This window comes from Georgenia satyanarayanai, from assembly GCF_023715365.1.
In the GTDB taxonomy this organism is placed as follows: Bacteria; Actinomycetota; Actinomycetes; order Actinomycetales; family Actinomycetaceae; genus Oceanitalea; species Oceanitalea satyanarayanai_B.
Map to the genome: position 1 here is coordinate 1 of NZ_JAMBNZ010000021.1, position 26,280 is coordinate 26,280.

The 26,280-nt window shown below is 72.6% G+C and carries 25 protein-coding genes and 1 pseudogene; 13 read left to right on the plus strand and 13 right to left on the minus strand.

The window, feature by feature from the left end; genetic code table 11:
- Positions 1–1,460: HNH endonuclease signature motif containing protein (locus tag M3148_RS16435; RefSeq protein WP_251305814.1), on the plus strand; the 1,460-nt coding region annotated here is incomplete at its 5' end.
- On the opposite strand, the gene M3148_RS16440 is transcribed toward M3148_RS16435, so the two are convergent.
- On the minus strand, positions 1,457–1,756 hold the full coding sequence (locus tag M3148_RS16440) for a glycoside hydrolase family 15 protein (RefSeq protein WP_440136965.1): 300 nt from the start codon (positions 1,754–1,756) through the stop codon (positions 1,457–1,459). The genes M3148_RS16435 and M3148_RS16440 overlap by 4 nt on opposite strands.
- Before the next feature lie 30 nt (positions 1,757–1,786).
- On the opposite strand from M3148_RS16440, the gene M3148_RS16445 reads away from it, so the two are divergent.
- Together M3148_RS16445 and M3148_RS16450 are read left to right on the plus strand one after the other, a co-directional pair.
- Positions 1,787–2,020, plus strand: a complete 234-nt coding sequence (locus M3148_RS16445) for a type II toxin-antitoxin system ParD family antitoxin (RefSeq protein ID WP_251305815.1) — start codon at positions 1,787–1,789, stop codon at positions 2,018–2,020.
- Entirely contained in the window at positions 2,017–2,307 is a 291-nt protein-coding gene (locus M3148_RS16450; RefSeq protein WP_251305816.1) for a type II toxin-antitoxin system RelE/ParE family toxin, read from the plus strand. Before M3148_RS16445 ends, M3148_RS16450 begins: the two co-directional genes overlap by 4 nt.
- Before the next feature lie 134 nt (positions 2,308–2,441).
- Here M3148_RS16450 and M3148_RS16455 read toward each other — a convergent pair whose 3' ends face one another.
- Positions 2,442–2,684: a toxin gene (locus M3148_RS16455; RefSeq protein ID WP_251305817.1), complete on the minus strand. Its 243-nt coding sequence runs from the start codon at positions 2,682–2,684 to the stop codon at positions 2,442–2,444.
- Positions 2,681–2,914 carry a ribbon-helix-helix protein, CopG family gene (locus M3148_RS16460; RefSeq protein WP_251305818.1) on the minus strand — a complete coding sequence of 78 codons (234 nt, stop codon included), beginning with the start codon at positions 2,912–2,914 and terminating at the stop codon, positions 2,681–2,683. The genes M3148_RS16455 and M3148_RS16460 overlap by 4 nt, the downstream gene beginning before the upstream one ends.
- A 178-nt stretch (positions 2,915–3,092) precedes the next feature.
- Between M3148_RS16460 and M3148_RS16465 the strand changes: the two are divergent.
- Positions 3,093–3,706: pseudogene (locus M3148_RS16465) on the plus strand (recombinase family protein).
- Between the two features lie 379 nt (positions 3,707–4,085).
- Here M3148_RS16465 and M3148_RS16470 read toward each other — a convergent pair.
- Positions 4,086–5,003, minus strand: coding sequence for a signal peptidase I (locus M3148_RS16470; protein WP_251305819.1), 918 nt, complete (start codon positions 5,001–5,003; stop codon positions 4,086–4,088).
- 49 nt (positions 5,004–5,052) lie between these two features.
- Complete coding sequence (locus M3148_RS16475; protein ID WP_251305820.1) at positions 5,053–5,634, minus strand: alternate-type signal peptide domain-containing protein; 582 nt, start codon at positions 5,632–5,634, stop codon at positions 5,053–5,055.
- Between the two features lie 199 nt (positions 5,635–5,833).
- Between M3148_RS16475 and thiD the strand changes: the two genes are divergently transcribed.
- Positions 5,834–6,634: a bifunctional hydroxymethylpyrimidine kinase/phosphomethylpyrimidine kinase gene (gene thiD / locus M3148_RS16480; RefSeq protein ID WP_251305821.1), complete on the plus strand. Its 801-nt coding sequence runs from the start codon at positions 5,834–5,836 to the stop codon at positions 6,632–6,634.
- Between the two features lie 116 nt (positions 6,635–6,750).
- On the opposite strand, the gene M3148_RS16485 is transcribed toward thiD, so the two are convergent.
- Both M3148_RS16485 and M3148_RS16490 read right to left on the minus strand, forming a co-directional pair.
- The gene (locus tag M3148_RS16485) at positions 6,751–8,085 is read right to left on the minus strand and encodes an MFS transporter (RefSeq protein WP_251305822.1); all 1,335 of its coding nucleotides are present in this window, start codon (positions 8,083–8,085) and stop codon (positions 6,751–6,753) included.
- The gene (locus M3148_RS16490) at positions 8,082–8,543 is read right to left on the minus strand and encodes a MarR family winged helix-turn-helix transcriptional regulator (protein WP_251305823.1); all 462 of its coding nucleotides are present in this window, start codon (positions 8,541–8,543) and stop codon (positions 8,082–8,084) included. The genes M3148_RS16485 and M3148_RS16490 overlap by 4 nt, the downstream gene beginning before the upstream one ends.
- Before the next feature lie 177 nt (positions 8,544–8,720).
- On the opposite strand from M3148_RS16490, the gene M3148_RS16495 reads away from it, so the two are divergent.
- Positions 8,721–9,932, plus strand: a complete 1,212-nt coding sequence (locus tag M3148_RS16495; protein WP_251305824.1) for a cobalamin-independent methionine synthase II family protein — start codon at positions 8,721–8,723, stop codon at positions 9,930–9,932.
- 104 nt (positions 9,933–10,036) lie between these two features.
- Here the strand turns inward: M3148_RS16495 and M3148_RS16500 are convergent, their stop codons facing one another.
- Positions 10,037–11,503: an NCS2 family permease gene (locus M3148_RS16500; RefSeq protein ID WP_251305825.1), complete on the minus strand. Its 1,467-nt coding sequence runs from the start codon at positions 11,501–11,503 to the stop codon at positions 10,037–10,039.
- A gap of 124 nt (positions 11,504–11,627) precedes the next feature.
- Here M3148_RS16500 and M3148_RS16505 point away from each other — a divergent pair, with 124 nt between their 5' ends.
- Positions 11,628–11,867: a DUF2530 domain-containing protein gene (locus M3148_RS16505; RefSeq protein WP_251305826.1), complete on the plus strand. Its 240-nt coding sequence runs from the start codon at positions 11,628–11,630 to the stop codon at positions 11,865–11,867.
- A 16-nt stretch (positions 11,868–11,883) separates the two neighbouring features.
- Here the strand turns inward: M3148_RS16505 and M3148_RS16510 are convergent, their stop codons facing one another.
- A complete protein-coding gene (locus tag M3148_RS16510) occupies positions 11,884–12,885 on the minus strand; it encodes a LacI family DNA-binding transcriptional regulator (protein ID WP_251305827.1) in 1,002 nt (333 codons plus the stop codon).
- A 111-nt stretch (positions 12,886–12,996) separates the two neighbouring features.
- Here M3148_RS16510 and M3148_RS16515 point away from each other — a divergent pair, with 111 nt between their 5' ends.
- The 4 genes from M3148_RS16515 (at position 12,997) to M3148_RS16530 (ending at position 18,544) form a co-directional block, all read left to right on the plus strand.
- Positions 12,997–14,298 (plus strand): ABC transporter substrate-binding protein, encoded by a 1,302-nt coding sequence (locus tag M3148_RS16515; protein WP_251305828.1) that lies wholly within the window; start codon positions 12,997–12,999, stop codon positions 14,296–14,298.
- A 124-nt stretch (positions 14,299–14,422) separates the two neighbouring features.
- Positions 14,423–15,277, plus strand: coding sequence for a carbohydrate ABC transporter permease (locus tag M3148_RS16520; RefSeq protein WP_308203262.1), 855 nt, complete (start codon positions 14,423–14,425; stop codon positions 15,275–15,277).
- The gene (locus tag M3148_RS16525; RefSeq protein ID WP_251305829.1) at positions 15,274–16,167 is read left to right on the plus strand and encodes a carbohydrate ABC transporter permease; all 894 of its coding nucleotides are present in this window, start codon (positions 15,274–15,276) and stop codon (positions 16,165–16,167) included. Before M3148_RS16520 ends, M3148_RS16525 begins: the two co-directional genes overlap by 4 nt.
- A 52-nt stretch (positions 16,168–16,219) precedes the next feature.
- Positions 16,220–18,544 (plus strand): beta-glucosidase family protein, encoded by a 2,325-nt coding sequence (locus M3148_RS16530; RefSeq protein WP_440136966.1) that lies wholly within the window; start codon positions 16,220–16,222, stop codon positions 18,542–18,544.
- On the opposite strand, the gene M3148_RS16535 is transcribed toward M3148_RS16530, so the two are convergent.
- The 4 genes from M3148_RS16535 to M3148_RS16550 form a co-directional block, all read right to left on the minus strand.
- A complete protein-coding gene (locus M3148_RS16535) occupies positions 18,545–19,315 on the minus strand; it encodes a hypothetical protein (protein WP_251305830.1) in 771 nt (256 codons plus the stop codon).
- A 193-nt stretch (positions 19,316–19,508) separates the two neighbouring features.
- Complete coding sequence (locus tag M3148_RS16540) at positions 19,509–20,753, minus strand: MFS transporter (protein ID WP_251305831.1); 1,245 nt, start codon at positions 20,751–20,753, stop codon at positions 19,509–19,511.
- Positions 20,750–21,592, minus strand: a complete 843-nt coding sequence (locus M3148_RS16545; protein ID WP_251305832.1) for a DUF3027 domain-containing protein — start codon at positions 21,590–21,592, stop codon at positions 20,750–20,752. Before M3148_RS16545 ends, M3148_RS16540 begins: the two co-directional genes overlap by 4 nt.
- A gap of 23 nt (positions 21,593–21,615) precedes the next feature.
- Positions 21,616–21,999 (minus strand): cold-shock protein, encoded by a 384-nt coding sequence (locus M3148_RS16550; protein ID WP_251305833.1) that lies wholly within the window; start codon positions 21,997–21,999, stop codon positions 21,616–21,618.
- Between the two features lie 189 nt (positions 22,000–22,188).
- Here M3148_RS16550 and M3148_RS16555 point away from each other — a divergent pair, with 189 nt between their 5' ends.
- Positions 22,189–24,027 carry an SseB family protein gene (locus M3148_RS16555; protein ID WP_251305834.1) on the plus strand — a complete coding sequence of 613 codons (1,839 nt, stop codon included), beginning with the start codon at positions 22,189–22,191 and terminating at the stop codon, positions 24,025–24,027.
- Positions 24,024–26,267, plus strand: a complete 2,244-nt coding sequence (locus M3148_RS18065) for a helicase-associated domain-containing protein (RefSeq protein WP_308203263.1) — start codon at positions 24,024–24,026, stop codon at positions 26,265–26,267. Before M3148_RS16555 ends, M3148_RS18065 begins: the two co-directional genes overlap by 4 nt.
- Positions 26,268–26,280: the final 13 nt, after the last annotated feature.

Genomic DNA, 26,280 nt, shown 5'->3' on the forward strand with positions numbered 1-26,280 from the left:
AGGCCCTCAAGAAGGCCGTCATCGCCCTCAGCCACGACGACGCCGACCTCTTCCACGCCCGCGCCCGCGCCCGGCGGCGGGTCGAGCACCCCCGTCAGCTGCCCGACGGCATGGCCTGCATCCGCGCGGTCCTGCCCGCCACCGACGCCGCAGCCATCGACCTCGCACTCCAGGCAGCCGCCCGTTCCGCACAGGCCAGCGGCGATGACCGCACCCTCGACCAGCTCCGCGCCGACATCCTCTCCCTCATGGGCCACACCGCCCTCGAGCTCGGGTACGTCGGACTACCACCAGGCACCACCCCGCCCACCGAGCCACCGGCCGCACCCGAGCCGGCACCCGACGGACCGAGCGCACCCGAGCCGGCACCCGACGGACCGAGCGCACCCGAGCCGATGCCCGACCGGCCAGGGGTACCTGAGCGCGACCCGTCGCCAGCACCGATCGGCCCCTCGGACGACACGACACCGCCGAGCAGCTCGACGGTCGAGGAGGCCCCTGCCGCCGACACCCCGGTGGTGCTCCCGGGCCCGTCCACACCGGCAGCCGAGCAGGGTGACGCCGGCCAGCTCGCCCCGCCAGGCACCACGGGTCGCGATCCGGCCGCTCCTGACCCACCCGACCACCGGTCCAAGGGGACAGGTACGCAAACGGTCGGCCCCTCCACCACCGCAGCACCACCCGAGCCACCCGAGCTCCCTGAGCCGCCCGAGCCGCCCGAGCCGCCCGAGCCGCCCGAGCCGCCCGAGCCGCCCGAGGATGCCCGCCCACCCGGTAGCGGCGGCACCGTCCCGCGCTGCTGGCACATGCCCGTGGGCCACATCGGCGGGCAGCGCGCCCAGATCCGCGTTCTCGTGCCGCTCTCGGTCCTGCTCCCACCCGACATCGCCCGCCAGCTCGGCCTACCAGCCTCAAAACCCGCCGGCGGCACCGGCGCCGAGCTCGCCCCGCTGCCCGAGGAGGACACCATGCTCGCCATCCTCAACCGCGAACCCGCCGAGGTCGCCGTCCTGGAGGGCTACGGACCCATCTCCCCCGCCGTCGCCCGCGCCGCGGCACTGGGCGGGACATGGCGACGGATCATCACCGACCCACTCACCGGCACCATCCTGGACCACGGACGCACCCGCTACCGGCCACCCAACGAGCTCGCCGAACTCATCCGACTACGCGACGGCACCTGCGTGCGCGCCGGCTGCACCCACTCCGCTCGCGGCTGCCAGCTGGACCACATCGTCCCGTGGAACGCCGGAGGCACCACCTCCATGCTCGGCCTCGAAGCCCTCTGCACCCACGACCACATCCTCAAGACCAGCGGCCAGTTCCAGCTCCACCGCCTCAGCACCGGCGCCTACGAGTGGGTCACCCCCAGCGGCCACATCTACCGCCGCCACCCCGGAGGCCGGGTCACCCGCGAGCGCCGCCGCCGGCAGCACTTCGCGGACTCTCCGACCTTCTAGGGTCGCCGGAGTTGGTCCGCGTCGCGGGCCGCCCGGATCGCGTCAGCGGCGCGGATGAGCCCAAGGTGGCTGAAGGCCTGGGGGAAGTTCCCCGCCAGGTGACCACTATCGGGGTCGTACTCCTCGGACAGAAGGCCCAGGTCACTGGAGTACCCGACAAGCTGGTCGAGGAGCGCCTCCTCGATGCGGGCGGCCGTCCCGAGCATGCGGATCGCACTGCTGGGAGTCCCTCGTGCGGATCCTGTTGCGGAGCGAGTCTGCGAGTGACGACTGCGGCGATGTAGCGCGGCCTGCATGACGCTACCAATCCTTGGTAGCGTCGTGTCATGGTCCGAAACACATCGATCAGTCTGGACGACCACTTCTTGACCTTCCTATCCCGGGAGGTCTCCTCCGGCCGTTACCGGTCTGCCAGCGAGGTCGTCCGCGCCGGCCTTCGGCTGCTCGAGGACCAGGAGACGCGGCTCGCCTCGCTACGCAGCGCGCTCGTCGAGGGCGAGGACAGCGGCGCGCCCGAGCCCTTCGACTTCGACGCCTTCGTGGCGGCGAAGAAGGCGTGAACCGGTACCGGCTCACGCCGGCTGCGCAGCGTGATCTCTCGTCGATCTGGGACTTCACCGAGGAGCGCTGGGACATTCGTCAGGCGGAGACGTACATCGCCGAGATCAGAGCCGCCATCGAGCGCGTGGCCGATGACCCCCGCCGCGGGCGCGCCTGCGACGAGATCCGCCAGGGGTATCGCCGCTACGGCATCGGAAGCCACCTGCTCTTCTATGTCGAGAGCGCCGAGGGTGTCGACGTGGTCCGGATTCTGCACCAACGGATGGACCCGACCCGACACCTCTGAGCGGACTCAAACCAGCGCTGGCGGGGGTCCATCCCCTCGCCACCGCAGCGACGCCGCTCGCTGGACGCCGTGGTCGCCGTCGCCCGCACAACGGTGTCCGGAGGGGATCCACTTGTGGTGAGGTGGACTCCACTTCAGGACAGGAGATCCCAGTACTGCCTGCGGGCTGGCATCGCGTGAATGACCAGTTCATCGCCGCTCTCGAAAATGAGGACGACCGTCTCGAGCAGGCGAGCCTGGGTATCGAAACCGAGCCGAAGTTCGCGGTGGGGCCAGCCCTCCTCGTCGAGGGGCTCCACCCAGAGCGGCCAGCCAGCCGCTTGGACAGCGTCGTCTGCGAGCACTCCGTGCTTAAGAGCGCTGTCGTGGACTTTCACGCTGCGTAGCCGGCCAACGCCCTGCGAATAGCTTCGGACCGCGAGATGTGCTCGCGCTCAGCGACGGCGTCGACCGCAGCCAGCTCCTCAGCAGTGAGACGGACAGCGACGACTTGCATCGGCTCAGCGCCACGTCCAGGGCGACCACGGCCTCGGCGCTTCATCCCATCAACGTCGTACCCGGCTTCAGCCTCTTGAGCCCACTGGCGGATCTGCTCCTCGCTCACCATGAACAAATCGTATGACGAAAAGGTACCCATCGGAAGCACCCGATGAGGGCAGGCACTTGCCGCACCAGTACTTGCGCCCTGAGAAGGAGAGGTATCGCTGGTGGTGCCGGGCTGCGCCCGGTGCTCGAGCCGACCACAAGCGGTGGCGCGGCCGGGCCGATCCCTTGGGAGGTGCGCCATGGGCGCACTACGTGTCGGGTACGCCCGATGTTCCACCGATCAGCAAGACCTCACCGCTCAGCGCGATGCCCTGCTCAGCCTCGGCGTCGAGAGCGAACGCATCTACGTCGATCACGGCCTGACCGGCACCAACCGAGAACGCCCCGGCTTGCGTGAGGCCCTGGCCGCGTGTCGGGCTGGGGACACGTTGGTGGTTACGAAGCTCGACCGTCTGGCCCGGTCCCTGCCGGATGCGCGGGCGATCGCTGACGAGTTGACGGCCCGACACGTGAGCCTCTCGCTCGGCGGGTCTGTCTACGACCCGACCGACGCCGTTGGTCGTCTCCTGTTCAACGTGCTCGCCGTGGTCGCGGAGTTCGAGTCCGACCTGATCAGGCTGCGCACCGTCGAGGGCATAAGGTCGCCAAGGCCAAGGGTCGACTGAAGGGCAAGCAGCCCAAGCTCAGCCGTAAGTAGGAAGCGCACCTGGTGTCGCTGGTGCACAGCGGCGAGCACAGCACTCTCGAGGTCGCCGAGCTGTTCGGTGTTGGTCGCTCCACCGTCTACCGCGCCATCCAGCGCCAACGACTGGCGGCCAAGGCCGAGCTCGCCGACGCGTCAGCAAGACGCTGACTGCCCAGCCAGCCAGCGTCCCGCAACCGACACCCTCACGGGACGCCGGCAACCAATCCTCCTCGACGCCAGCCATGGAGAGCCGCATCCCGACGGCGGATCCCGCAACGAGACGTCACACATCCGCACGATCGAGCGGCGTACGCCTCCGCTCAACGGGCGCGCGGACGGCCGAAATCAACGGCGCTTCGCTCGCAACGAGATCCGATGGACAGCGCGGGAACCTGGCACAGGCTGAACGTGAGCGGCTCGGCCTCCACCCCGGCGACTTCTGGAGAACGACCACCGCTGCGTCGACAGCGGCCGCACAGCACAGAGCGACACTGCTCTCACGCCGTTCCTGGCGCGAGAGCAGTGTCCCCTCATGGCTCGGCGAGGCCTACCGTGCGGCGACGAGCTCACGCTCGGTGGCCTCGGCGAGGCGGTCGAGCTCGGCAAGGACCTCGCGGGCCATCGCGGCGTCCGCGGCGCGGCACGTGGCCGCGACCGCGGCGAGCCGGTCGGCACCGAGCATGGACGCGGTGCCGCCCAGGCTGAGCGCGGCGTCGCGGAGCTCGGGAGCCTCACCGGCAGTGACCGCCTCGTGCAGCCGGGCCACTCGGGTGGGGAGCATGTCGACGAAGCGCTCAACCATCTCGACGGCGGCCTCGTGGCCGACCTCGTCCTCCAGACGGGTGAGGCGTGCGCGGTCGACGAGCGGGCCGGCGACGACGTCCTCGGAGCGGCGCTCACGCCCGGCCCGGACCATCTGGAGGGCCGCATAGCCGAAGAGTGCGGCGGCGATGACCGCCGTACCGATGGCTTTGGTGTGACCGGACAGCGCGGTGGCGACGTACCCGGCGGCAGGCACCCAGTACCGGACCTCGCCACGGACCTGGGTCTCGGTGACCTCCCACGGGTCGACGACGTCGTTCGCGTCGCCCTGCGTGGTGAAGGCCGGGCCCGCCGGGGTCTCGGAGCGCTCGACGATGCGGTGGGTGACGAGGGTCGGGTCGTCCGGGTAGGGCATGACGGTGACGACGTCACCGACCTCCAGGGAGCCGACGTCGGTGACCGGGGAGATGACGACCTGGCTGCCGGTCGGGATGGTCGGCTCCATGGAACCGCTGAGCACGGTGAGCGGCGCCCACCCGAGCAGGCGGGGCACCAGGATGAGCGCCCCGAGCAGGGTCAGCAGCGCGATGAGGAGCGCACCCGGCAGCACCCGGGTGACGAGCGTGCGGACGACGCCGGGACGGCGCGGTGCCTGCTCGACGCGGTGCCGGGCGGGGGTGACGGTGGCGGTTGCGGTGCTCATCGGGTCTCCGGGTCGGTGGTGGCGGGCGTGGGGCGGTGGAGCCGGGCTGCTAGCCCGCGATGCGCGCCTGGGTGAGGGTGATGTCGAGGCCGCCGAGCGTGACGCTCTGGCCCTGGCCGACGAGTCCGGCGGTGTTCTTGTCGAACGCGACGGTGACGGCGACGTCGAGGTCCTGGAGCTCGTCGTCGGCGACGACGGTGGTGGAGCTGCCCGTGACGGCCTGGCCGTTGAGGCTCATCGTGGTGTTCGCCTCGAGCTGGGCGAGCAGCTCCGCGTCACCGGTGAGGCCCTTGAGGTTGTGGGCGACGGTGCCGCGCAGGAGGTCACCCCGGGCGTCGACGGTCATCGTCTCGCGGTAGGTGAGGGCGTCACCGGGGACGACGAGGTAGCTGCCGTCCTCGACGGCGGCCGTGACGTCCGTGCCGACGACGTTCGTCCAGCGGCCCTCGCCGCCGGCGAGGTCGAGCACACCGGAGGTGATCGCGGTGTCGGTCGCGGCGGCCTCGGCGTCCGACCACTCGGCGAAGGTCGCGCCGCCCGCACCGAGCAGGACGACCCCGGCGGCGGTGGCCGCGACGGCCTTCCACGTGGTCGAGGTGAAGCGGGAGGTGGTCTTCGTGCTGCGGGCCATGGTGGCGTCCTCTCGGGCTGGGTGCCGGTCCGTCCGGCGCTGAGGCAACTCTCTGCCGGCGACCTCAGCGCTCCCTCGCGCTCACCTCCTGACCACCTCAGGACTCCCTCAAGATCTCCCGGAGAGGCCGATGACACCGCTCCCACCTCCACGCGGCATACCCTTGGAGAGTCCTTTTCCTCACGTACGGGAGCAGAACGTGACCCAGCTCGCCCTCGTCATCGCCGGCTCCGAGGCCACCGGCGGTGCAGGCATCCAGGCCGACATCCGGACCTATCAGCAGCTCGGCGTCTACGGGGTCGGGACGATCACCTGCATCGTCTCCTTCGACCCGAAGAACGACTGGGCGCACCGCTTCGTCCCGGTCGACCCCCAGGTGATCGCCGACCAGATCGAGGCCGCCACCGCCACCCACGACCTCGACGTCGTCAAGATCGGCATGCTCGGGACGCCCGCGACGATCGACGTCGTCGCCCGCTCGCTACGTGCCCAGCCGTGGCGCCACGTCGTCCTGGACCCGGTGCTCATCTGCAAGGGCCAGGAGCCCGGCGCCGCGCTCGACACCGACACCGCACTGCGTGAGCAGGTGCTGCCGCTCGCCACCGTCATCACCCCGAACATGTTCGAGGCCCGCACGCTGTCCGGCATGGACGAGATCACCTCGGTCGAGGACCTGATCGAGGCCGCCCGTCGGATCCACGCGCTCGGTCCTCAGTACGTGCTCGCCAAGGGTGGCGTCGAGCTGCCCGGTGACGACGCCGTCGACGTCCTCTTCGACGGCGAGGAGGTGACCGTCCTGTCCGAGCCCAAGGTGGGGCAGGAGCGCGTCTCCGGCGCCGGCTGCACCCTCGCTGCCGCGACCGCCGCCGAGCTGGCCAAGGGCGCGACCGTGCCCGAGGCCGTCCGCACCGCCAAGGCCCTGGTCACCGCGGGCATCCACGCCCGAGTCAGCGCCAAGACCCCCTTCGCATCCGTCTGGCAAGGCGCCTACACCCCCTGACACCACCCCCACCCCCCACCCCCCATCTCCGCATATGGGCGAATTCGGCGCCGGAAGGCGGCTCCCGGACGCCGTTTTCGCCCATATGCGAACTGAGGGGGGGGGTGTGGGGCCGTCTAGGCGAGGCCTGTCGCGTTCTGGGCGTCGCTGGCGCCGAGCCTGGCCTTGGCCTCCTCGCGGGAGTGGGCGCGCTCGGTGGGGCCGACCATCCGCAGGTGCGGGCGGTGGCGCAACCGGTAGGTCACCTCGACCTCCCAGTGCCGCTTGACCCACACGGCGGCGGCCGCCGAGACGACCATCGCCGAGATGGCGCCGACACCCACGGCCCAGCGGGCGTTGAAGGTCTCGGCGACCCAGCCGACGACGGGCGCGCCGATGGGCGTGGTGCCGAGGAAGACCATCATGTACAAGCTCATGACGCGCCCGCGCATCACGGGGTCGGTCGACATCTGCACGGTGGCGTTGGCCGCCGTCATCATCGTGAGCGAGGCGAAGCCGACGGGGATGGTCATGAGCGCGTACAGCTCGTAGGTCGGCATGATCGCCATCAGCCCGGACGCGACACCGAAGGCGAAGGCGGCGCCGAGCACCAGCCGCACGCGCGGCTGCTTGCGCCGCGCCGCGAGCAGCGCTCCGCCGAGGGAACCGATCGCCATGATCGAGCCGAGCACGCCGTACTCACCGGCGCCCTTGTCGAAGATCTCCCGGGCCATGACGGCGCTGGTGAGCTGGAAGTTCAGGCCCAGCGCACCCACGACCCCGACGACGACCACGATCGTGACGATGTCGCTGCGTCCCTGGACGTAGCGCAGCCCCTCGCGGATCTGTCCCCTACCGCGTGAGGTGTGCGGCAGCTCGTGGAGCTCGTCGCGCCGCATGAGCGTGAGGGACAGGATGGTCGCGGCGAAGCTCACCGCGTTGATGATGAAGATCCACCCCGGGCCGACGACGGCGATGAGCAGGCCCGAGATGCCGGGCCCGATGAGGCGGGCGGCGTTGAAGGACGCGGAGTTCAGACCCACCGCGTTGGGCAGGCTGGCCGGCGGCACCATCTCGGCGACGAAGGTCTGGCGCACCGGGTTGTCCAGGGCCGTGACGACGCCCAGGGCCAGCGCGAAGACGTAGACGTGCCACAGCTGTGCGTGGCCGCCGAGCACGAGGACACCGAGCCCGGCGGCGAGCAGGCCGAGCGCCGTCTGGGTGCCGATGAGGAGCTTGCGCCGCGGCAACCGGTCGGCGAGCAGCCCACCGAAGGGGCTGAGCAGGAGCATCGGCAGGAACTGCAGGCCGGTGACGATGCCGACGGCGAGGCCCGAGTCGTCCGACAGCACGGTGAGCACGAGCCAGTCCTGCGCCACGCGCTGCATCCACGTGCCGACGTTCGCGACGAGCGCGCCGGCGAACCACATCCGGTAGTTGAAGAACTTCAGGGAGTCGAAGGTGGATCTCATACGTCGGCCACCTGCCGCAGGATCGCGACGGCCTCCTCCACGGTGACGCGCTCCTCGGCGGTGAGGTGGCGCAGCAGCTCCTCCATCCACTCGGTGCGGCGACGTCGGGTCTCGTCGACGACGGCGGCGCCGGCGGCGGTGAGCTCGATGTGCACCTGCCGCCCGTCGGTCGGGTGCGCGTTGCGCACGACGAGGCGGGCGCCCTCAAGCGCGGCGATGGTGCGCGTCATGGTGGGCGGCTGGACGCCGTCGCGCTCGGCGAGGGCACGCGGGGTCGAGGGTCCGTGGTGGGTCAGGCCGGCGAGCACGCAGTACTGGGCCTCGCTCAGCTCCCCCACGACGGCGGCGGAACGGATCTTGCGGGACAGTCGCAGGACCGTCACGCGCAGCTCCGTGGCGAGGTCGGGGTGCTGGCGGGTGCGGCTCGCCGTCGTCGTCGAGGGCGAGGAGTTCGTCATGTGACGATTCTAGATCGTTAGTTCGGCGAACGAAACAGTTGGCATGGTGAGGTCGCCCACGCCGCTGTTCTCACCAGGCAGGACGGCGACGACGACGGCGCCCGGGTCGCGGACAGGCGGCCCTCGCCGTGAGCCGGGTGCGAGCATGGAACGCCCATCCACGACCCGGAGGTACCCGTGCGTTCCAGCGCCGACCGCATTCTCACGACCCACGCCGGCAGCCTGCCGCGCACTCCCGCGCTCCTCGAGGCCAACGCCGCCCGCCAGGCGGGCCAGGGGCCGGACGACTTCCCCGGCTTTCTCGCCGGGGAGGTGACGGCCCTCGTCGAGCGGCAGCGGGCCGTGGGGATCAACGTCGTCGGTGACGGCGAGTACGGCAAGTCGATGAGCTCGCCGGTCGACTACGGCGCGTGGTGGTCCTACTCCTTCCAGCGCACCGGCGGCCTGGAGATCATCGACGACGCCTCCTGGGCCACCGCCGACGTCCAGTCCGCCCCCGGCGACGCCCGGCTCACCGGCTTCCTCCACCGCCGCGACCGGCAGCTCTTCGCCGAGGCCTACGCGGACCCGACGTCCGGGATCTTCACCGGCGACCCCGAGGCGAGCCCGTTCCCCTCGTGCACCGGGCCGCTCAGCTACACCGGCCAGGACGCGATCGCCGCTGACATCGCCAACCTCAAGGCGGCGCTGGAGCGCACGGGCGCGGAGGAGGGGTTCATCACCGCACTGTCCCCGGGCAGCGCCTCACGGATCACCAACCGCCACTACGCGAGCGAGGAGGAGTTCATCTACGCGTGGGCCGACGTGCTGCGCGAGGAGTACCGCGCGATCATCGACGCCGGGCTGCTCCTCCAGATCGACGACCCCTCGATCGCCGAGAACTTCGACCAGATCACCCCCGAGCCGAGCGTCGAGGACTACGTCGCGTTCACCCGGCTGCGGGTCGAGGCGCTCAACTACGCGCTGCGCGACCTGCCCGAGGACCGCATCCGCTTCCACCTCTGCTGGGGCAGTTGGCACGGTCCGCACACCACGGACATCGCGATGGCCGACATCGTCGCGACCATGCTCGAGATCAACGCCGGCGCCTACTCCTTCGAGGCGGGCAACGTGCGCCACGAGCACGAGTGGAAGGTCTGGCAGGACGTCGAGCTGCCCGAGGGCAAGCTCATCCTGCCCGGCGTCGTGTCCCATGCGACCAACGTCGTCGAGCACCCCGAGCTGGTGGCCGACCGCATCGAGCGCTTCGCGGCCGGCGTGGGCCGCGAGCGCGTCGTCGCGTCCACGGACTGCGGGCTGGGTGGGCGCATCCACCCGCAGCTCGCCTGGGCCAAGCTCGAGACGCTCGCGGCCGGCGCGCAGATCGCGACCCAGCGCCTCTGGGGCTGAACGAGCCACCCCATCCCGGACCCTGCGCCCGCCGGTCCGCTGTGCTCCCGGCAGAACGGGGGCACAGCGGGACCAGGGGGCGCACGGTGGAGCGCCGGGACGGCTCAGACCTCGAGGGCCTGCTGGATCGGGCCGAGGGCGAAGTAGACGACGAAGAGCGCCGCAACCACCCACATGAGCCAGTGCACCTGGCGGGCACCGCCCTTTCGCACCGCGGACAGCACGACGTAGGCGATGAAACCGGCACCGATGCCCACGGTGATGGAGTAGGTGAAGGGCATGAGGATGATCGTGAGGAACGCCGGGACGGCGATGCCCACGTCGCGCCAGTCGATGTCGGTGACCTGTTGCATCATGAGGAAACCGACGACGACGAGCGCGGGCGTGGCGGCCTCGTAGGGCACGAACTGGGCGAGCGGCGCGAGGAACACTGACAGCAGGAACGCGATGCCGGTGACGATCGAGGTGAGACCGGTCCGACCGCCCTCGCCGACACCGGCGGCCGACTCGATGTAGCTCGTGTTGGACGAGACGCCCGCCGCACCACCGGCGGCCGCGGCGACCGAGTCGACGACGAGGATGGCTCGTGTCCGGGGCGGGTTGCCCTGCTCGTCGAGCAGCTTGCCCTCGGCGCCGACGGCCACCATCGTGCCCATCGTGTCGAAGAAGTCGGCGAGCATGAGCGAGAAGATGAGCAAGATCGCCGCAACGGCCCCGATCTTCCCAAAGGCTCCGAAGAGGGAGAACTGGCCGAGCGTCGACAGCTCGGGGACGGTGAAGAGCGGGCCCTCGATCGCCGGCACCGTCAGTCCCCAGCCGCCGACGTTGTCGTCGCTGATCGGCCCGACCTGCGCGATAGCCTCGATGACCCCCGCGAGCAGGGTCGCGGCGACCACCCCGATGAGGATGGCCCCACGCACCTTCTTGACCATCAGCACGAGGATGAGGAAGAGCCCGACGATGAACACCACCGCGGGCCAACCGACGATGGACCCGTCGAAGCCGAGCTGCAGCGGGGTGCCCTCCGCGGCACGCACGATCCCGGCGTTGACAAGCCCGACCAGTGCGATGAACAGCCCGATGCCCACAGAGATGGCGACCTTGAGCTGCCGGGGCACCGCCCGGAAGACGGCCTCGCGCAGCCCGGAGAGCACCAGGACGAGGATGATGAGTCCCTCGACCACGACGATGCCCATGGCGTCGGCCCAGGTCATGCCGGGCAAGCCGACCAGCGTGTAGGCCACGACGGCGTTGAGGCCCAGCCCGGCAGCCAGCGCCAGGGGGAAGTTCGCCGCAGCACCCATGAGGATGGACATGAGCCCGGCGACGAGCGCGGTGCCGGCCGCGACGGCCGCGAAGTTCGGCCCGTCTGTCCCGCCCCCGAGGTAGGCGCCCGTGGAGTCGGGGGTGGAGAGGATGAGCGGGTTGAGGACGAGGATGTAGGACATCGTGAAGAAGGTGACGATGCCGCCCCGGATCTCCTGCCCGATGGTCGAGCCGCGCTCGGAGATGCGGAAGTACCGGTCGATCCGGCTGAGGCTCTGCGTGCGCGCCGGCGCAGGTGTGGACATGGGCATATCGTGCCAGAGGCCCGCCGGTCGCTGTCGCGGACGCCCATTCCTCAGGCGCCGACGGCGGCGCGTGGCGGTGACCGCCCGCCCGGGTCCCAGGGGCGCGGTCCTCTACCATCGAGCCATGCGCATCCCCGAGACCCGCTCGCAGGACCTGCCCCCGATGCGCGTCAACACGGTGACGATGTTCCTCGCCGGCACGGTCGCGTGGGTCATCGCTCTGGTCGTCGTGCTCGTCCTGCTGGCGACCGGACGCGAGCCCGACGGCGCGGTCCGGATCTGCCTCACCGGCATCGCGGTCGGCCTGGTCGGCATGCTCTGGGGCGCGAGCCAGCAGCGCCGTGCCGCCCGTCGCGAGCCGTGACGCCGCCGACGGCAGGCTAGGGCGCCGGTGCGGTGCTGCCTCGCTCGACGAGCCGGGTGGGCAGGCGCACGTGCGCGCGCGCGGCGTCGTCGCCGGCGATGAGGCGCACGAGCAGACCGACGGCCTCGGCGCCCATCTGCTGGATCGGCTGGGCGACGGTCGTGAGGGGTGGCATGGCAGCGACCGCCTCCGGGACGTCGTCGAAGCCGACGACGGACAGGTCCTGCGGCACCCGTAGTCCGACGTCGCGGGCCGCGTCGATCGTCGCGATCGCCATGAGGTCGTTGGCCGCGAAGACCGCGGTGGGCCGGTCGGCCAGGCCGAGGATCTCGTGCGCGGGCTGGTCGGCGGTCTCGCGCCGGTAGCCGCCCACCCGCACGAGCCGTGGGTCGACCGGCAGCCCGGCTGCCGCCATCGCGCTGCGGAAGCCCTCCTCGCGCATCCGCGAGCTCTCCAGGTCGGTGCGCCCGCCCAGGAAGGCGATGCGGCGGTGCCCGAGGTCGATGAGGTGCTGGGTGGCGAGGACGGCACCGGCGTCGTTGTCGGCGTCGACGGTCGCGATGCCCGCGGGGCCCTCGTGCGGGTCGATCGCGACGACGGGCACGTCGTCCCGGACCTCGACGACAGTGGGGGTGACAATGATGGCGCCGTCGATGAGGGTGCCGCTGAGCCGCGACAGCGACCGCCGCTCCCAGCCGACGTCACTGCCCGCGTGCGCGGTGCCGGAGTAGGCGAGCAGGTCGTAGCCGGTGGACGCGACCGCGGCCGAGGCGCCCTTGAGGATCTCGGCGCTGAAGGGCTCGAACTCGGCGACGAGGATGCCGATGACGTTGGTCCGGCTGCTGCGCAGGCTGCGTGCCACGAGCGAGGACTCGTAGCCGAGGCGCGAGATGACCTCCTGCACCCGCTCGCTCGTCGCGGCGGCGACGCCGTACCGGCCGTTGACGACCTTGGACACGGTCGCGACGGAGACGCCGGCACTGCGCGCCACATCCGTGATGGTCACCCGTTCGCTCATCCTCGTGACTCTACCGCTACGAAAACGTTATCGATAACGATTGACACGCGCGCGCAGCCCCTGCCACGCTGGCGCCACCCCCCTGTCGACGACGACTGAAGGAACACCGACATGCTTCGCAGAAGAGCAGCCAGCATCACTGCGCTCGGCCTCAGCGCCGCGCTCGTCCTCGCCGCCTGCGGCGACAGCGAGGAACCCGACGCCACCTCGACCGGCGGCGACGGCGACTCGGTCACCCTCACGTGGTGGCACAACTCCAACAACGAGCCGGGCGTCAGCGTCTACGAGCAGGTCGCCGCGGACTTCGAGGCGGACAACCCCGGTGTCACGATCGAGATCACCCCGCTCGCGCACGAGGACATGCTCACGCGCCTCGACGCCGCCTTCCAGACCGGGGACACCCCCGACGTCTACATGGAGCGCGGCGGCGGCGAGCTCGCCTCCCACGTCGAGGCCGGGCTGACGATGGACCTCACCGACGTCGCTGCCGACACGATCGAGAAGCTCGGGTCGTCGGTCGACGGCTGGACCAACGCGGACCGCGTCTACGCGCTGCCCTTCTCGGTGGGCGTCGTCGGCTTCTGGTACAACACTGACCTCTTCGAGCAGGCCGGGATCACCGAGGCTCCCACGACGATGGAGGAGCTCGACGCGGCCGTCGACGCCCTCAAGGGCGAAGGCATCGAGCCGATCTCCGTGGGCGCCGGCGACAAGTGGCCCGCCGCGCACTACTGGTACTACTTCGCGCTGCGCCAGTGCAGCCAGGACGTCCTCACCGAAGCGGTCACCTCCCTCGACTTCTCCGACCCGTGCTTCGTCGCGGCCGGCGAGGACCTCGAGGCGTTCGTCGCCACGGAGCCCTTCAACACCGGCTTCCTCGCCACCCCCGCCCAGACCGGACCCACCTCCGCGTCCGGCCTCCTCGCCACCGGGCAGGTCGCGATGGAGCTGGCCGGCCACTGGGAGCCCGGTGTCATGCAGGGCCTCACCGAGGACAACGCGGGCCTGGGCGAGAAGACCGGCTGGTTCCCCTTCCCCGCCGTGGACGGTGGACAGGGCGACCCGGAGGCCGCGCTCGGCGGCGGTGACGCGTGGGCGTGCTCGAACGACGCCCCCGACGCCTGCGTCGACTTCATCACCTATCTGCTCAGCGACGAGGTCCAGAAGACCTTCGCCGAGAACGACATGGGCCTGCCGACCAACCCGGCCGCGATCGACTCCGTGTCCGACCCGGCCCTGGCCGACCTCCTCGCGTTCCGCGACCAGGCCCCCTTCGTCCAGCTCTACTTCGACACCGCCTTCGGGGAGAACGTCGGCGGCGCGATGAACGACGAGATCGCCCTGGTCTTCGCCGGCCAGTCCTCCGCGCAGGGCATCGTCGACGCCATCCAGGCCGCGGCAGACCTGGGTTGAGTGACGTGGCAGACGACGTGACCCCACCGGGTGTCGCCGCTGCCACGCTGCCGGAGCCCCGTCCCGTCTCTCCGGCCAGTGGCGCAAGCGCCTGGAGATCGCCTTCTTCGTCGGACCGGCACTGGTGCTGTTCGCGCTGTTCGTCGTCGTCCCCGTCATCCAGGCGGTGCGCTACTCGGCCTACAGCTGGAACGGCCTGGGCCCGCTCGACGACTTCGTCGGCCTGGCGAACTACACCCGCGCCCTGCAGGACCAGATCTTCACGAGCGCGGTCATGCACAACCTGACGATCGTCGTCCTGTCGATCCTCATCCAGCTGCCCCTCGGCCTGGGGATCGCGCTCCTGCTCAACCGGGAGATGTGGGGCCGTTCCTTCCTCCGGGTCGTCATCTTCGTCCCCTACGTCCTGGCGGAGGTCGTCGCCGGTGTCGTGTGGTTCATGCTGCTGCAGCCCAACGGGCCGGTGGACGCCGCGCTGGAGGCCGTCGGCCTCGGCAGCGTCGTCCAGGTGTGGCTCGGGAACCCTGAGATCGCCCTCTACACCGTCATGGTCGTCCTCACCTGGAAGTACCTCGGCCTGGCCGTCATCCTCTTCCTCGCGGGGCTCCAGGGCGTGCCTCCCGAGCTCTACGAGGCCGCGCAGATCGACGGCGCCTCGTGGTGGCAGGTGCAGCGCCGCATCACCGTGCCGCTCCTCGGACCGACCATCCGCACGTGGGGCTTCCTCTCGATGATCGGCTCGCTCCAGCTCTTCGACATGGTCTGGATCCTCACCAAGGGCGGCCCGGCGAACTCGACGATCACGATGGCGATCTACCTCATCAACCAGGGGACGAACCGGAGCCTGTACGGCTACGCCTCCGCCGTCGCCGTCCTCCTCTTCGTCATCTCCCTCGTCCTCGCGCTCGCCTACCAGCGCCTCATCCTGCGGCGTGACACCGACATGCCCCGCACCAGCCGGAAGAAGGTGACCCGATGACCGCCGTGGTGCCCGTCTCCCGGCCGGAGGAGAGCGTCGAGCCGGACCCGCAGCGGCGCCGACGCAGCAACGCGTTCAGCGGCGGCAACCCGCTCGTCTACGGGATCGCGCTCGTCGTCGTCGCGGCCACGCTGGCCCCCGTGATCTACGCCGTGCTCGGCGGCTTCCGCAGCAACGCCCAGCTCGCGTCCGACCCGGTGAGCTTCCCCGACCCGTGGGTGCTGAGCAACTACACGAACGTCATCACGTCGCCGAGCTTCTGGCGCTTCGCCCTCAACTCGACGATCGTCTCGCTCATCACGACGGCGGTCGTCGTCGTCTTCGGGATCATGGCGGCCTACCCGCTGGCGCGCTACACCTTCAAGGGCCGTGAGTCGCTCTTCCTCGTCTTCGTGCTCGGCCTGCTCTTCCCGCTGACCGTCGCGATCATCCCGCTCTTCCTCATGGTCCGGGACCTGGGGCTCACCAACAGCGTGTGGGGCGTGGCGCTGCCGCAGGCGGCCTTCGCCCTGCCGATGACCGTCGTCATCCTGCGGCCCTTCCTCATGGCGCTGCCCAAGGAGCTGGAGGAGGCCGCGCTGCTCGACGGTGCCAGCCGCATCGGCTTCTTCTGGCGCATCTTGCTGCCGCTGTCCGGGCCCGGCATGGTGACAGTCGGCGTCCTCGCCTTCGTCGCCTCCTGGAACGCCTACCTGCTGCCGCTGCTCGTCCTCAACAACCCCTCGTCCCAGACCCTGCCGCTCGGTGTGGCGAGCTTCTCCACCGAGCACGCCCAGGACACCGCCGGTGTCCTCGCCTTCACCACCCTGGCGATGATCCCCGCCCTGGTCTTCTTCCTCACGGCCCAGAAGCGGATCGTCAACGGCCTCCAGGGCGCCGTCAAGGGCTGAGGCCAGCACCACCCCGTCCCGGCCGAGCCGGGCCCCGAACGAAGGAACACCCGTGACCGACACCGTTTCCGCCCAGCAGGACACCCTGGCCCCCGGCGCTCACCAGGAGCCCGCGAGCGCCCGCGTGCGGGAGCTCCTCGACGCGATGACCCTGGAGGAGAAGCTCGCCCAGATCGTCGGCCTGTGGGTGGGCGCCGGCTCGGACGGCGAGGTCGTGGCCCCGCTCCAGGACGCGATGCTCGACGAGGCACCCCGTTTCACCGAGTTCGCCCGGCACGGGCTGGGCCACCTCACGCGGGTCTTCGGCACGCGCCCGGTCGAGCCGGCCGTCGGCCGCCGTGCTTTGCTCGAGTCCCAGCGCTGGCTGGTGGAGAACACCCGCCTCGGGATCCCCGCCATCGCCCACGAGGAGTGCCTCACCGGCGTGGCCGCCTGGCGGGCGGCCACCTTCCCCACCCCGCTGGCGTGGGGCGCGGCCTTCCACCCCGAGCTCGTCGAGGAGATGGCCGCCGCGATCGGTGAGTCGATGATCGCCCTCGGGGTGCACCAGGGACTCTCGCCCGTCCTCGACGTCGTCCGCGACGCGCGCTGGGGCCGGGTCGAGGAGTGCATCGGTGAGGACCCCTACCTCGTCGGCACCGTCGGCACCGCCTACGTGCGTGGCCTTCAGAGCACCGGGATCCACGCCACCCTCAAGCACCTCGTCGGCTACTCCGCCTCCCGCGCCGGGCGCAACCTCGCCCCCGTCAGCGCCGGGCCCCGCGAGATCGCCGACGTCCTGCTGCCGCCCTTCGAGATGGCGGTGCGCGACGGCGGTGCCCGCTCGGTCATGCACGCCTACACGGAGATCGACGGCGTGCCCGTCGCCGCGGACCCGGAGATCCTCACCCGCCTGCTCCGGGAGGAGTGGGGCTTCGACGGGACCGTCGTCGCCGACTACTTCGGCGTCGCCTTCTTGCACCTCCTGCACGGCGTGGCGGCCAACCCCGGCCACGCGGCCCAGCTCGCCCTCGCCGCCGGGATCGACGTCGAGCTGCCCACCGGCAACGCCTACCTCGCACCGCTGCGCGAGCGCATCGAGGACGGGCGCACCCCGATCGAGCTCGTCGACCGCGCGGTGCTGCGCGTGCTGCGTCAGAAGGAGGAGCTCGGCCTGCTCGACGCGGACTTCTCCGCCGATGCCCCCGAGGACGAGATCGACCTCGACCCGCCGCACCACCGCGCCCTCGCGCAGCGGCTCGCCGAGGAGTCCGTCGTGCTCCTGAGCAACGACGGCACCCTGCCGCTGGCCGCCCCGGCACGCGTCGCCGTCGTCGGCCCGAACGCGCACCGCGTGCCCGCGTTGTTCGGCTGCTACTCCTTCGTCAACCACGTCATCCCGCAGCACCCCGGCACGGAGGACGGCATCTCCGCCCCCACGGTGCTCGAGGCGCTGCGCACCGAGGGGGTCGAGGCCACCTACGCCGCCGGCTGCGCCGTGGACGACGACGACCGGTCCGGCATCCCCGAGGCGGTGGCGCTCGCCGCGTACGCGGAGGTCGCCGTCGTGGTCGTCGGGGACCAGTCCGGGCTCTTCGGGCGCGGGACCGTCGGCGAGGGCTGCGACCGCGACGACCTCGAGCTGCCCGGCGTGCAGCGTGAGCTCGTCGAGGCCGTGCTCGCCACGGGCACCCCGGTCGTGCTCGTCCTGCTCACCGGCCGTCCCTACGCGGTGGACTGGGCGCTGGAGCGGAGCGCCGCCGTCGTCCAGAGCTTCTTCCCCGGCGAGGCGGGCGGCGCGGCGCTGGCCGGTGTCCTCACCGGGCGGGTCAACCCCTCTGGCCGCCTCCCGGTGAGCATGCCGCGGTCGGCCGGCTCCCAGCCGTACTCCTACCTGCACCCCGCGCTTGCCGGCCCGTCCTCGACGACGAACCTCGACCCCACCCCCGCGCTTCCCTTCGGGCACGGGCTCGGCTACACGACCTTCGTCCGGACCGGTCTGGAGGTGGCCGCGCCGGAGGTGGCGACCGACGGCAGCATCGAGGTGTCCGTGCGGGTGCGCAACACCGGCGAGCGGGCGGGGACCGACGTCGTGCAGCTCTACGGGCGCGACGTCGTCGGTACCGTCACCCGCCCGGTCGCCCAGCTCCTCGGTTACTGCCGCGTCGACCTCGAGCCCGGCGAGGAGGTGACCGTCCACCTCACCGTGCCGACGACGCGCCTCGCCTTCAGCGACCGCCGCATGGTGCGGGTCGTGGAACCGGGGACCGTCGAGCTGTGGGTCGGGCCGAACTGTGCCGAGCGGGAGACCGAGGCGTCGGTCGAGCTCGTCGGCGGCGTCCACGAGGTCCGCCCCGCGGACGCCCTGCTGGCGCGTGCGGAGGTGGTGCGCGACTGACTACGGCGCGCGGCGCACCCCCAGGGTGTCCACGCCGTCACCGTCCCAGTCGCCGACGAAGGCCTCGTCGGTCGCACGTCCGTAGCGGACCGTGACGTCGGCGCTCCCGGGGGTCATCGAGTTGCGCACGAGGTACGTGGCGCCGCGCCGCACGCCGACGGTGTCGCAGCCGTCGCCGTCCCAGTCACCGGCGAGCAGAGCGTCCGACGCCCGGCCGTAGACGAAGTACCAGTCGGCGTGGCCCGGCCCCATGTGGTTGCCGACGTAGAGGGTGTCCCCACCGGCACGCCAGGTGGTGGTGTCCCGGCCGTCGCCGTCCCAGTCGCCGACGACGATCTCGTCGTCGGGACGACCGAGTGTGAGCACCCGGTCGGCCGAGCCGCCGCTCAGGGTGTCCTTGACGTAGTAGACGTTCCCGCGCCGCACCGCGAGGGTGTCGTCGCCGTCGCCGTCCCAGTCGCCGGCGAGCAGGGTGTCGCCGGGCCGGCCGTAGCTGAGGACGGTCTGCGCCGGCCCGCCGGCGGGGTTGTTCGTGAGGTGGACGGTGCTGCCGCGCTGGACGGCGACCGAGTCCGCGCCGTCACCGTCCCAGTCCCCGACGAGCACCTCGTCGGTGAAGCGACCGAAGTGGAAGACGTGCTGGGCGGGGCCGGCGGCCGCACTGTTGGTGAGGAAGAAGCCGTGCTCCGGCTCCGGCGGGTCCTCGGCCTGCGCGCCGACGGCGGTGAGGGCCACGAGAGCGGGGGTGAGTGCTGCGAGTGCCTTGCGCATGTCTCCTCCTAGAGACCTACGTGGAGGTGGCCGCCCGGTAGCACCGAAGTGTCCTCCCGGGGCACGTGGCCGGACAAGGCCCGTGACACAAGCGCAACCAAGCCGCTTGCACCCGCCCTCCGCCGACAGCCGGATCCCTCCCCGTCAGACGAGGACCACCTCAGCGCTCGAGGGGAGGCTGGACGAGAAGGGGCTAGAGGAGGCCGGCGCGGCGGCGGGTCGTCCGGGTGGCGTGGACCGACCAGCGCGGGACCCAGCGGGCCAGCGCCGCGGTCGCGAGCCCGCCACCGGCCGCCATCACCCAGATGCCGGCCGCCAGCGAGCCGAGGGCGGCGCCGCCGGAGACGACGAGCGGACCGAGCGCGGCCCCGCCGTCCTGGAACACGCGCCAGATCCCGAGGAACTGGGCCCGCTCACCCGGTGGCGCGGTGTCCGCGCCGAGCGTCATGAGGATGCCCGAGCTCATCCCGTTGCCCAGGCCGAGGAGCACGGCCACCGCGATGACCGGCCCGAGGGTCGTCGTCAGCGGCAGGAGGGCCATTGCCACGCCCATGGTGAGCATGGCGGGCACCCCGATCCAGAGCCGGCCGAAGGAGTCCATGACCTTCCCGGCAGGGTAGAAGAGCAGCATGTCCGCCGCGCCGGCGATCCCGAAGACGATGCTCGTGACGGCGGGGTCCAGGCCCAGGTGCTCGGTCCACAGCGGGAGCACGGTCTGGCGGGCGCCGCGCACGGCGCCGACGAGGAGCACCGCGATCCCGAGGGTGGCGAAGACCTGCCGGTGCTCGAGGAGGACCGAGTGCATCGAGCGCCGTGGGGGCGCGTCCCGGCGCGCCGGCGCGCCGGCGTCCCCGGGCTCGGACCGGACGGCCGCGACGACGGCGGTGGCCACGAGGGAGGTGCCCAGGGCCAGCCAGTACCCCGCGCGGACGTCGGCGCCGTGGATGACGGCCGCCCCGGCGAAGGGGCCGATGAACAGCCCGATGCGGTGGACCCCGGCGAGGGTGGACAGCACGCGGGCACGGCGCAGCGGCGGGGTGATCTCCGTGAGGTAGGCGTGCCGGGCGAGGTTGAACACCGCGTTCGCCGCGCCGATGACGAGGACACTGACGGCGAGGAGCGCGAGGTTCGGCGCGAGCGCGAGACCGACGAAGCCGAGCGAGGCCACGAGCCCCGCGAGCAGCATCGCGCCGCGGTCACCCAGCCGGGCGGACAGCGCCCCGGCGGGAACGTCGGCGAGCAGCTGGCCGATCGGCAGGAGGGCGGCCATGACGCCGGCGACGGCGAGGGACGCCCCCAGTCCCGTCGCCGTGAGCGGGACGATCGGCAGCATCGCGCCGATGCCGATCTCGAAGACCAGGGAGGGCACGAAGGCGCCCAGCACCACGGGACGCATGGGGAACATCGGCTCCCCGCGTCCGGCCGCGCGGGCGGTCACGAGGCGTCGGGCGTGGTCCCCGTCTGCGGCTCGCGGGTGGGCGGGTCCTGCGGGTGCGAGAGGGAGACGATGTCGAGCTGGAGCTCGTCGATGACCGGCGCGGTCGGGTTCCAGTCGCTGGGCCGGTGGCGTTCACCAGTCTCGGAGTGGGAGCCGCAGCCGTGGTCGAGACTGACGACGCCGCCGTCGTCGGGGGACCACTCGTTGGCGCACACCCCGAACACCTGGCGCAGCGAACCGGCCAGGGGGAGGAAGAAGGCGCAGGTGGAGCACTGCTCGCTCGCGGCGCGGGCACCGGGGGAGGTGGGGCCACGCTCCCCCTCGTACCAGCGCGTCGCGGCCTGACTGCGGCCCTCGGCCGACAGCACCCGCTCCCGGCCCAGGCCCACCTCGTAGGCGAGCTCGGGACCGAGGACGTCGGCGTCGCTCCCGGTGGCCTCGTACCCGGCGTCCAGCCGCTCGTCGTCGCCGATGTAGGGCAGCTCGTCGGTGGGGCCGACGTCGCTGGGCTGCAGCCGCTCCGACCACGGCACCCAGGCGGGCGCGAGGACCGCCTGCGAGCCGGGCAGGTGGTTGACCTCGACGACGGTGGCCCGGCGCGCACGCGGCGGCCGCGCCAGCGTCACCGCCCAGTACCAGCCGCGGTAGCCGGGCAGGAGGGAGGTGAAGACGTGGGTGAGGAGCCGGGAGTCCTCGACGACGTACCCCGCGTGCTCACCGACCTGCGCCTCACCGACGTCGGCGACGACGGCCTCGCGGGCGACGTCGACGGCGCCCGCCAGCACCGCCTCCTTGGCAGGCGGGGAGGTGCGGGGCACGAGCACGGCGGGTGCAGTCACGACTTGATCCTAGTTGCCGAGGCTCAGGCGTCGAACTGGTCGGCGAGAATGCGCAGGACCTGGGCGAGCTTCGTGCCGCGGCCCTTCTCGGGATAGCGGCCACGACGCAGCTCGCCGGAGGCGCGGTCGAGCTCGCGGATGAGGTCCTCGACGATCGGCACCATGTCCTCGGCCGGACGGCGGTGCGCCTTGGCGACGGACGGCGGCGGGTCGAGCAGGCGCACGGACAGCGCGGAGGGGCCCTTGCGACCGTCGGCGAGACCGAAGTCGACCTTCGCGCCGGGCTTGGGGTTGGGGTTGTCCGCCGGCAGCGCCGAGGCGTGGAGGAAGACCTGGGTGCCGTCGTCTGCGGTGATGAAGCCGAAACCACGGTCGGCGTCGAACCACTTGACCTTGCCGGTGGGCATGGGACCTCTCTGGGGCGGTGCAGGGGCGGAGGGGGCGGCATCGTGCCGCCGGAGGGAACCACCAGTTTACCGGCCCTGGAGCTCCCTCCGGGCCTGTTCCGCCTCCGGTGATCGTCCGGCCCCGGCGGGCTATACCGTGGACGACGGGGCCGGGAGGTCCTGGCGCACCGAGCGAGTGAAGGGCGAGAGATGACGCAGCAGTCCCCGGACCCTGTCCAGCAGGAGGTCCTCAGCGTGCTGGCCCGCTGGATGGTCGACTCCTTCCCCGCCGAGCCCGGCTGGGACCAGCTCCACCTGCAGCTGCGGCCGCTGCGTGACGTCGTGTCCTTCCGCGTCATCGAGGTCCGCGGCGAGGAGCGTACCGCCCGCCTGGGCCGACTCACCGCCGACCAGCCGCCCTACACCCTCGCCCGCCGCCTGCAGGACCTCAACGCCCAGCCCGGGCAGGGCACGTGGATCGAGGCCTCGCTCACGCTGAGTGCCGGCGGCTGGCCCGAGCCCACCTTCACCGTGACCGGCCGCTTCAACCGTGACGGCGAGCCCGCCGCCTGGCGGGAGGGCGAGGAGCCGCTCGACGCGACCGACCTCGTCCACCACCTCACCCGCTACCCGCGCCGCGACGACGCCGTGCCCGGCTGGATGGCGCAGCGCATCACCGCCGCCGGCCTCGCCGTCCCGGGACCGCGTGACGCGGAGGAGACGACGGCGGGGACGGCCGCCACCGCGGCCGAGCCGGAGGGCGCGGCGGTCGCGAGCATCGCCGAGCCCGGTGACCGCCCGCGGCCCGAGGTCCTCGACATCGCCGTCGACCGCGACGGCCCGGTGCTCGCCGACGGCACCCGGCCCGGGCGACGCCGCCTGCGCCTGGGCGGCTCGCTGCGCCTCCTCGACGTCCTGGAGACCGTGGGCGTCCCGCTCACCTACATCGACGACCGCGGCACGTGGATCGTGCGCCTGGGCGAGTCGCGCGATGCGGGCCAGATCCTCGCCGTCGTCGAGCAGGGCCCCGGCGCCTCCACGGGCGCCGTCCCCGACGCGCGCGTCCACCTCCTCACCGACGCGCAGCCCGCCGACCTCCTCGACGACGACGGGCGCCTGCTCCTCTACTACTGCTCGGTGCCCGGCGAGCTGGAGGTCGTCCTCGACAGCGCCCGGCTCGGGGAGATCGTGCCCCCGCCCGCACCTGCCACCCCACCGGACAACGCGCTGGTCCGTGCCGCCGTCGCCGAGTTCGCCGCCGACCCCGCGCCCAGGCGCATGCTCCACGTGCTGCGCCAGGCCCTGGGCGGGAAGCTCGTCGTCGACGCGACCGGCTCGGAGCTGCCCGCGCCCGGCACACCGGCTCCGGAGCTGCGTCTCACGACGCTCACGGCGCCGGACGGCAGCCGCGCCCTCGCCGCGTTCACGAGCAACGCCGCGCTCGCGGAGTTTCGCGCCAAGGCCGCCACCGCCGAGGAGCGGGTGACCGGAATCGCCCAGTCCGGCACGGCGCTGCTCGAGACCTTCCGCAAGGCCGAGGAGCTCGGCTGGTTCCTCATCGACCCGAACGGCCCCTCCTGCGCCATCGGCCGCAAGGAGGTCGAGCTGGCCCTCGCCGCGCCGAGCGCGAGCGCCGTCAAGGACCTGCTCACGGGCCCGCACACGGCCCAGCAGCTCGTCACCGCGCTGAGCGAGCCGGGCACGCACCTGTTCATCGCCCACACCGAGACCGACGGCCGCGCGGGCCCCGTCCTCGTGCGTGACCGCACCGACGGCAAGCCGGTGCTCCTCGCCTTCACCTCCCCCGTCGAGGTAGCCGCCTACAACCCCGACTTCGGCGCCCGCCGGCTCCCGGCCGGGGCACTGCTCCAGCTGGTCGTGGCCAACCGGGCCAAGGCGCTCCTCATCAACCCGTCCGGCCCCCAGGGCGTGCTGCCCCTCGCCCAGGTGTGGCACGCGCTCGGCAACCCCGAGCTGCCCCCGGCACCCGCCGGGACCGGCGACGGCGGCAGCCAGGCCACCGACGACGGCGAGGGCACCTCCCCGTGACCACAGGTGGGACGGCCCGGCTGGCCGACGTCGTCACCGAGCTCTCCCAGCGCCCCGACGCGGACGTGGTCACGCTCCTGCGCGAGCGGCCCGACCTGCCCGTGCCACCGCCCACGACCCTCACCGCCCTCGCCGCCCGCGCCTGCTCCCGCCCGTCGGTCGAGCGGGTGCTCGCAGGCCTGGACCAGCACGTCCTTGAGGTCGCCGAGGCGGTGTGCGCGCTCGGCGGGCTCGGCCCGGTCGACGCGGGGGCCGTGCGTTCGGCCACGGGCGCTGGGGACGCGACCGCGGCGGCGCGGGTGGACGAGGCGTACACCCGCCTGGAGCGCCTGCTGCTCGTCGTCGGCGGCCTGCCCGTCCTCGCGCTCCACGAGGCGCTCGGCCCCTACCCTGCCCGGCTCGGCCCCCCGCTCGCGGCGCTCGAGGCGGTCCACGCCCCCGTCACCACGCCCGAGGCGCTCTCCGCCGTGCTCACCGACGCTCCGCCCGCCGCCCTCCGCGTGCTCGACGCGCTCGTCAGCGGCACGCCCGTCGGCGTGACGAGCGGTGAGCCGGCCGGCGCCACGCGCTGGCTCCTCGACCACGGCGTCCTCCAGCGGCTCAGCTCCACCCAGGTGGTGCTGCCCCTGGAGACGGGGCTGGCCGCGCGCGGCCAGCGCACCCACCTCGAGCCGCACCTCCACCCGCCGCGGGTGGCGGCACCCACCCGGCCGGCCGCCGTCGTCGCCGCCGAGTCCACGCGCGCGGCCGAGGAGCTGGTCCGGCTCGTGGGGGTCGTCGTCCGGCAGTGGACGCATGAGCCGGCACCCGCGCTGCGCAGCGGCGGCCTGGGCGTCCGTGAGCTGCGCCGGCTCGCCGGCGACCTCGGCACCACTCCCGAGCAGGCGGCGGAGATCGTCGAGATCGCCGCGATGGCCGGTCTCGTCGGCCCCGACGACGACGGCGAGCGACCGGTCCTCGGGCCCGCCGCCCCGGCCGTGGACTGGGCCGAGGACGAGCTCGCCGACCGGTGGGTCGCCCTCGCCGAGGGCTGGCTCGCCTCCCCGCGGATGCCGTGGCTCGTGGGCACTCGGGACGACCGCGGGACGCTGCGGGCGGCGCTCGGGCCGGGCCTGGAGCGGGGCTGGGCGGCGCGGCTGCGCCGTCGGGTGCTCGCCGTGCTCGCCTCCCTGCCCACCGGGACGGCACCGGCCGCGGCCGACGTCCACGCCGTGCTGCGCTGGCAGGCGCCGCGCGCGACCCCACCGGAAGCGAGCGTCGCCGCCGTCCTTGCGGAGGCGGAGCTGCTCGGGCTCACCGGCGCGGGCGCGCTCGGCTCCGCCGGCCGCGCGCTCGCGGACGGAGCGGACGACGTCGCCGCGGCCCTCGCGGCGGACCTGCCGGAGCCGGTGGGCGAGATCCTCGTCCAGGGCGATCTCACCGCCGTCGTGCCGGGGCGTCCCACGCGCGAGCTGGCCGACCTGCTCGACCAGGTGGCCGACGTCGAGAGCCGCGGCGCGGCCCTCACCGTGCGCTTCACCGCGGAGTCGGTGCGGCGGGCGCTGGACGCCGGGACGGAGGCGGGGGCGCTCCTCGAGCGGCTGGCCGACGTCTCCCGGACCCCGCTGCCGCAGGCGCTGGAGTACCTCGTGGGGGACGCGGCGCGGCGGCACGGACGGCTGCGCGTGGGCGGCGCCGGCAGCTACCTCCGCACGCCGGACGAGGTCACCACCCGGGCCCTCCTCGCCGACCCGCGGCTGGCCGGTCTGGGCCTGCGGGAGATCGCCCCGACGGCGCTCGTGAGCGGTGTCCTCCCCGGGGAGCTGCTCGAGACGCTGCGCCGCACCGGGGCAGCGCCGGTGCTCGAGGGGCCCAGTGGCGCGTCCGTCGGGGCCCGGCCGGCGGCGCGGCGGGCCGTCCGCACGGCTCCGCGCGTCCAGCGGGCGGGCGAGGTCCACGTGCAGGGGCCCGACGACGTCGCCCTCGCGCGGCTCGTCGGTCGCATGCGCGCCGGACAGGAGCGCGCCGACCAGCGCGACGACCTCCCGGCGACCGACCCGGTCCACACCGTCGCGGCGCTCCGGGAGGCCGCCAGCGCCGGTAGCGCGGTCCGTGTCGTCCTCATCGGCGCGAGCGGCAAGCCCGAGCGCCGGCGGGTGCGGCCGGTGAGCGTCGAGGGCGGTCGCGTGCGGATGGTCGACCTCGACCGCGAGTCCGAGCTCGTCGTCGCCATCCACCGCATCAGCGCCGTCGCCGACTGACCCCACCCCCCCG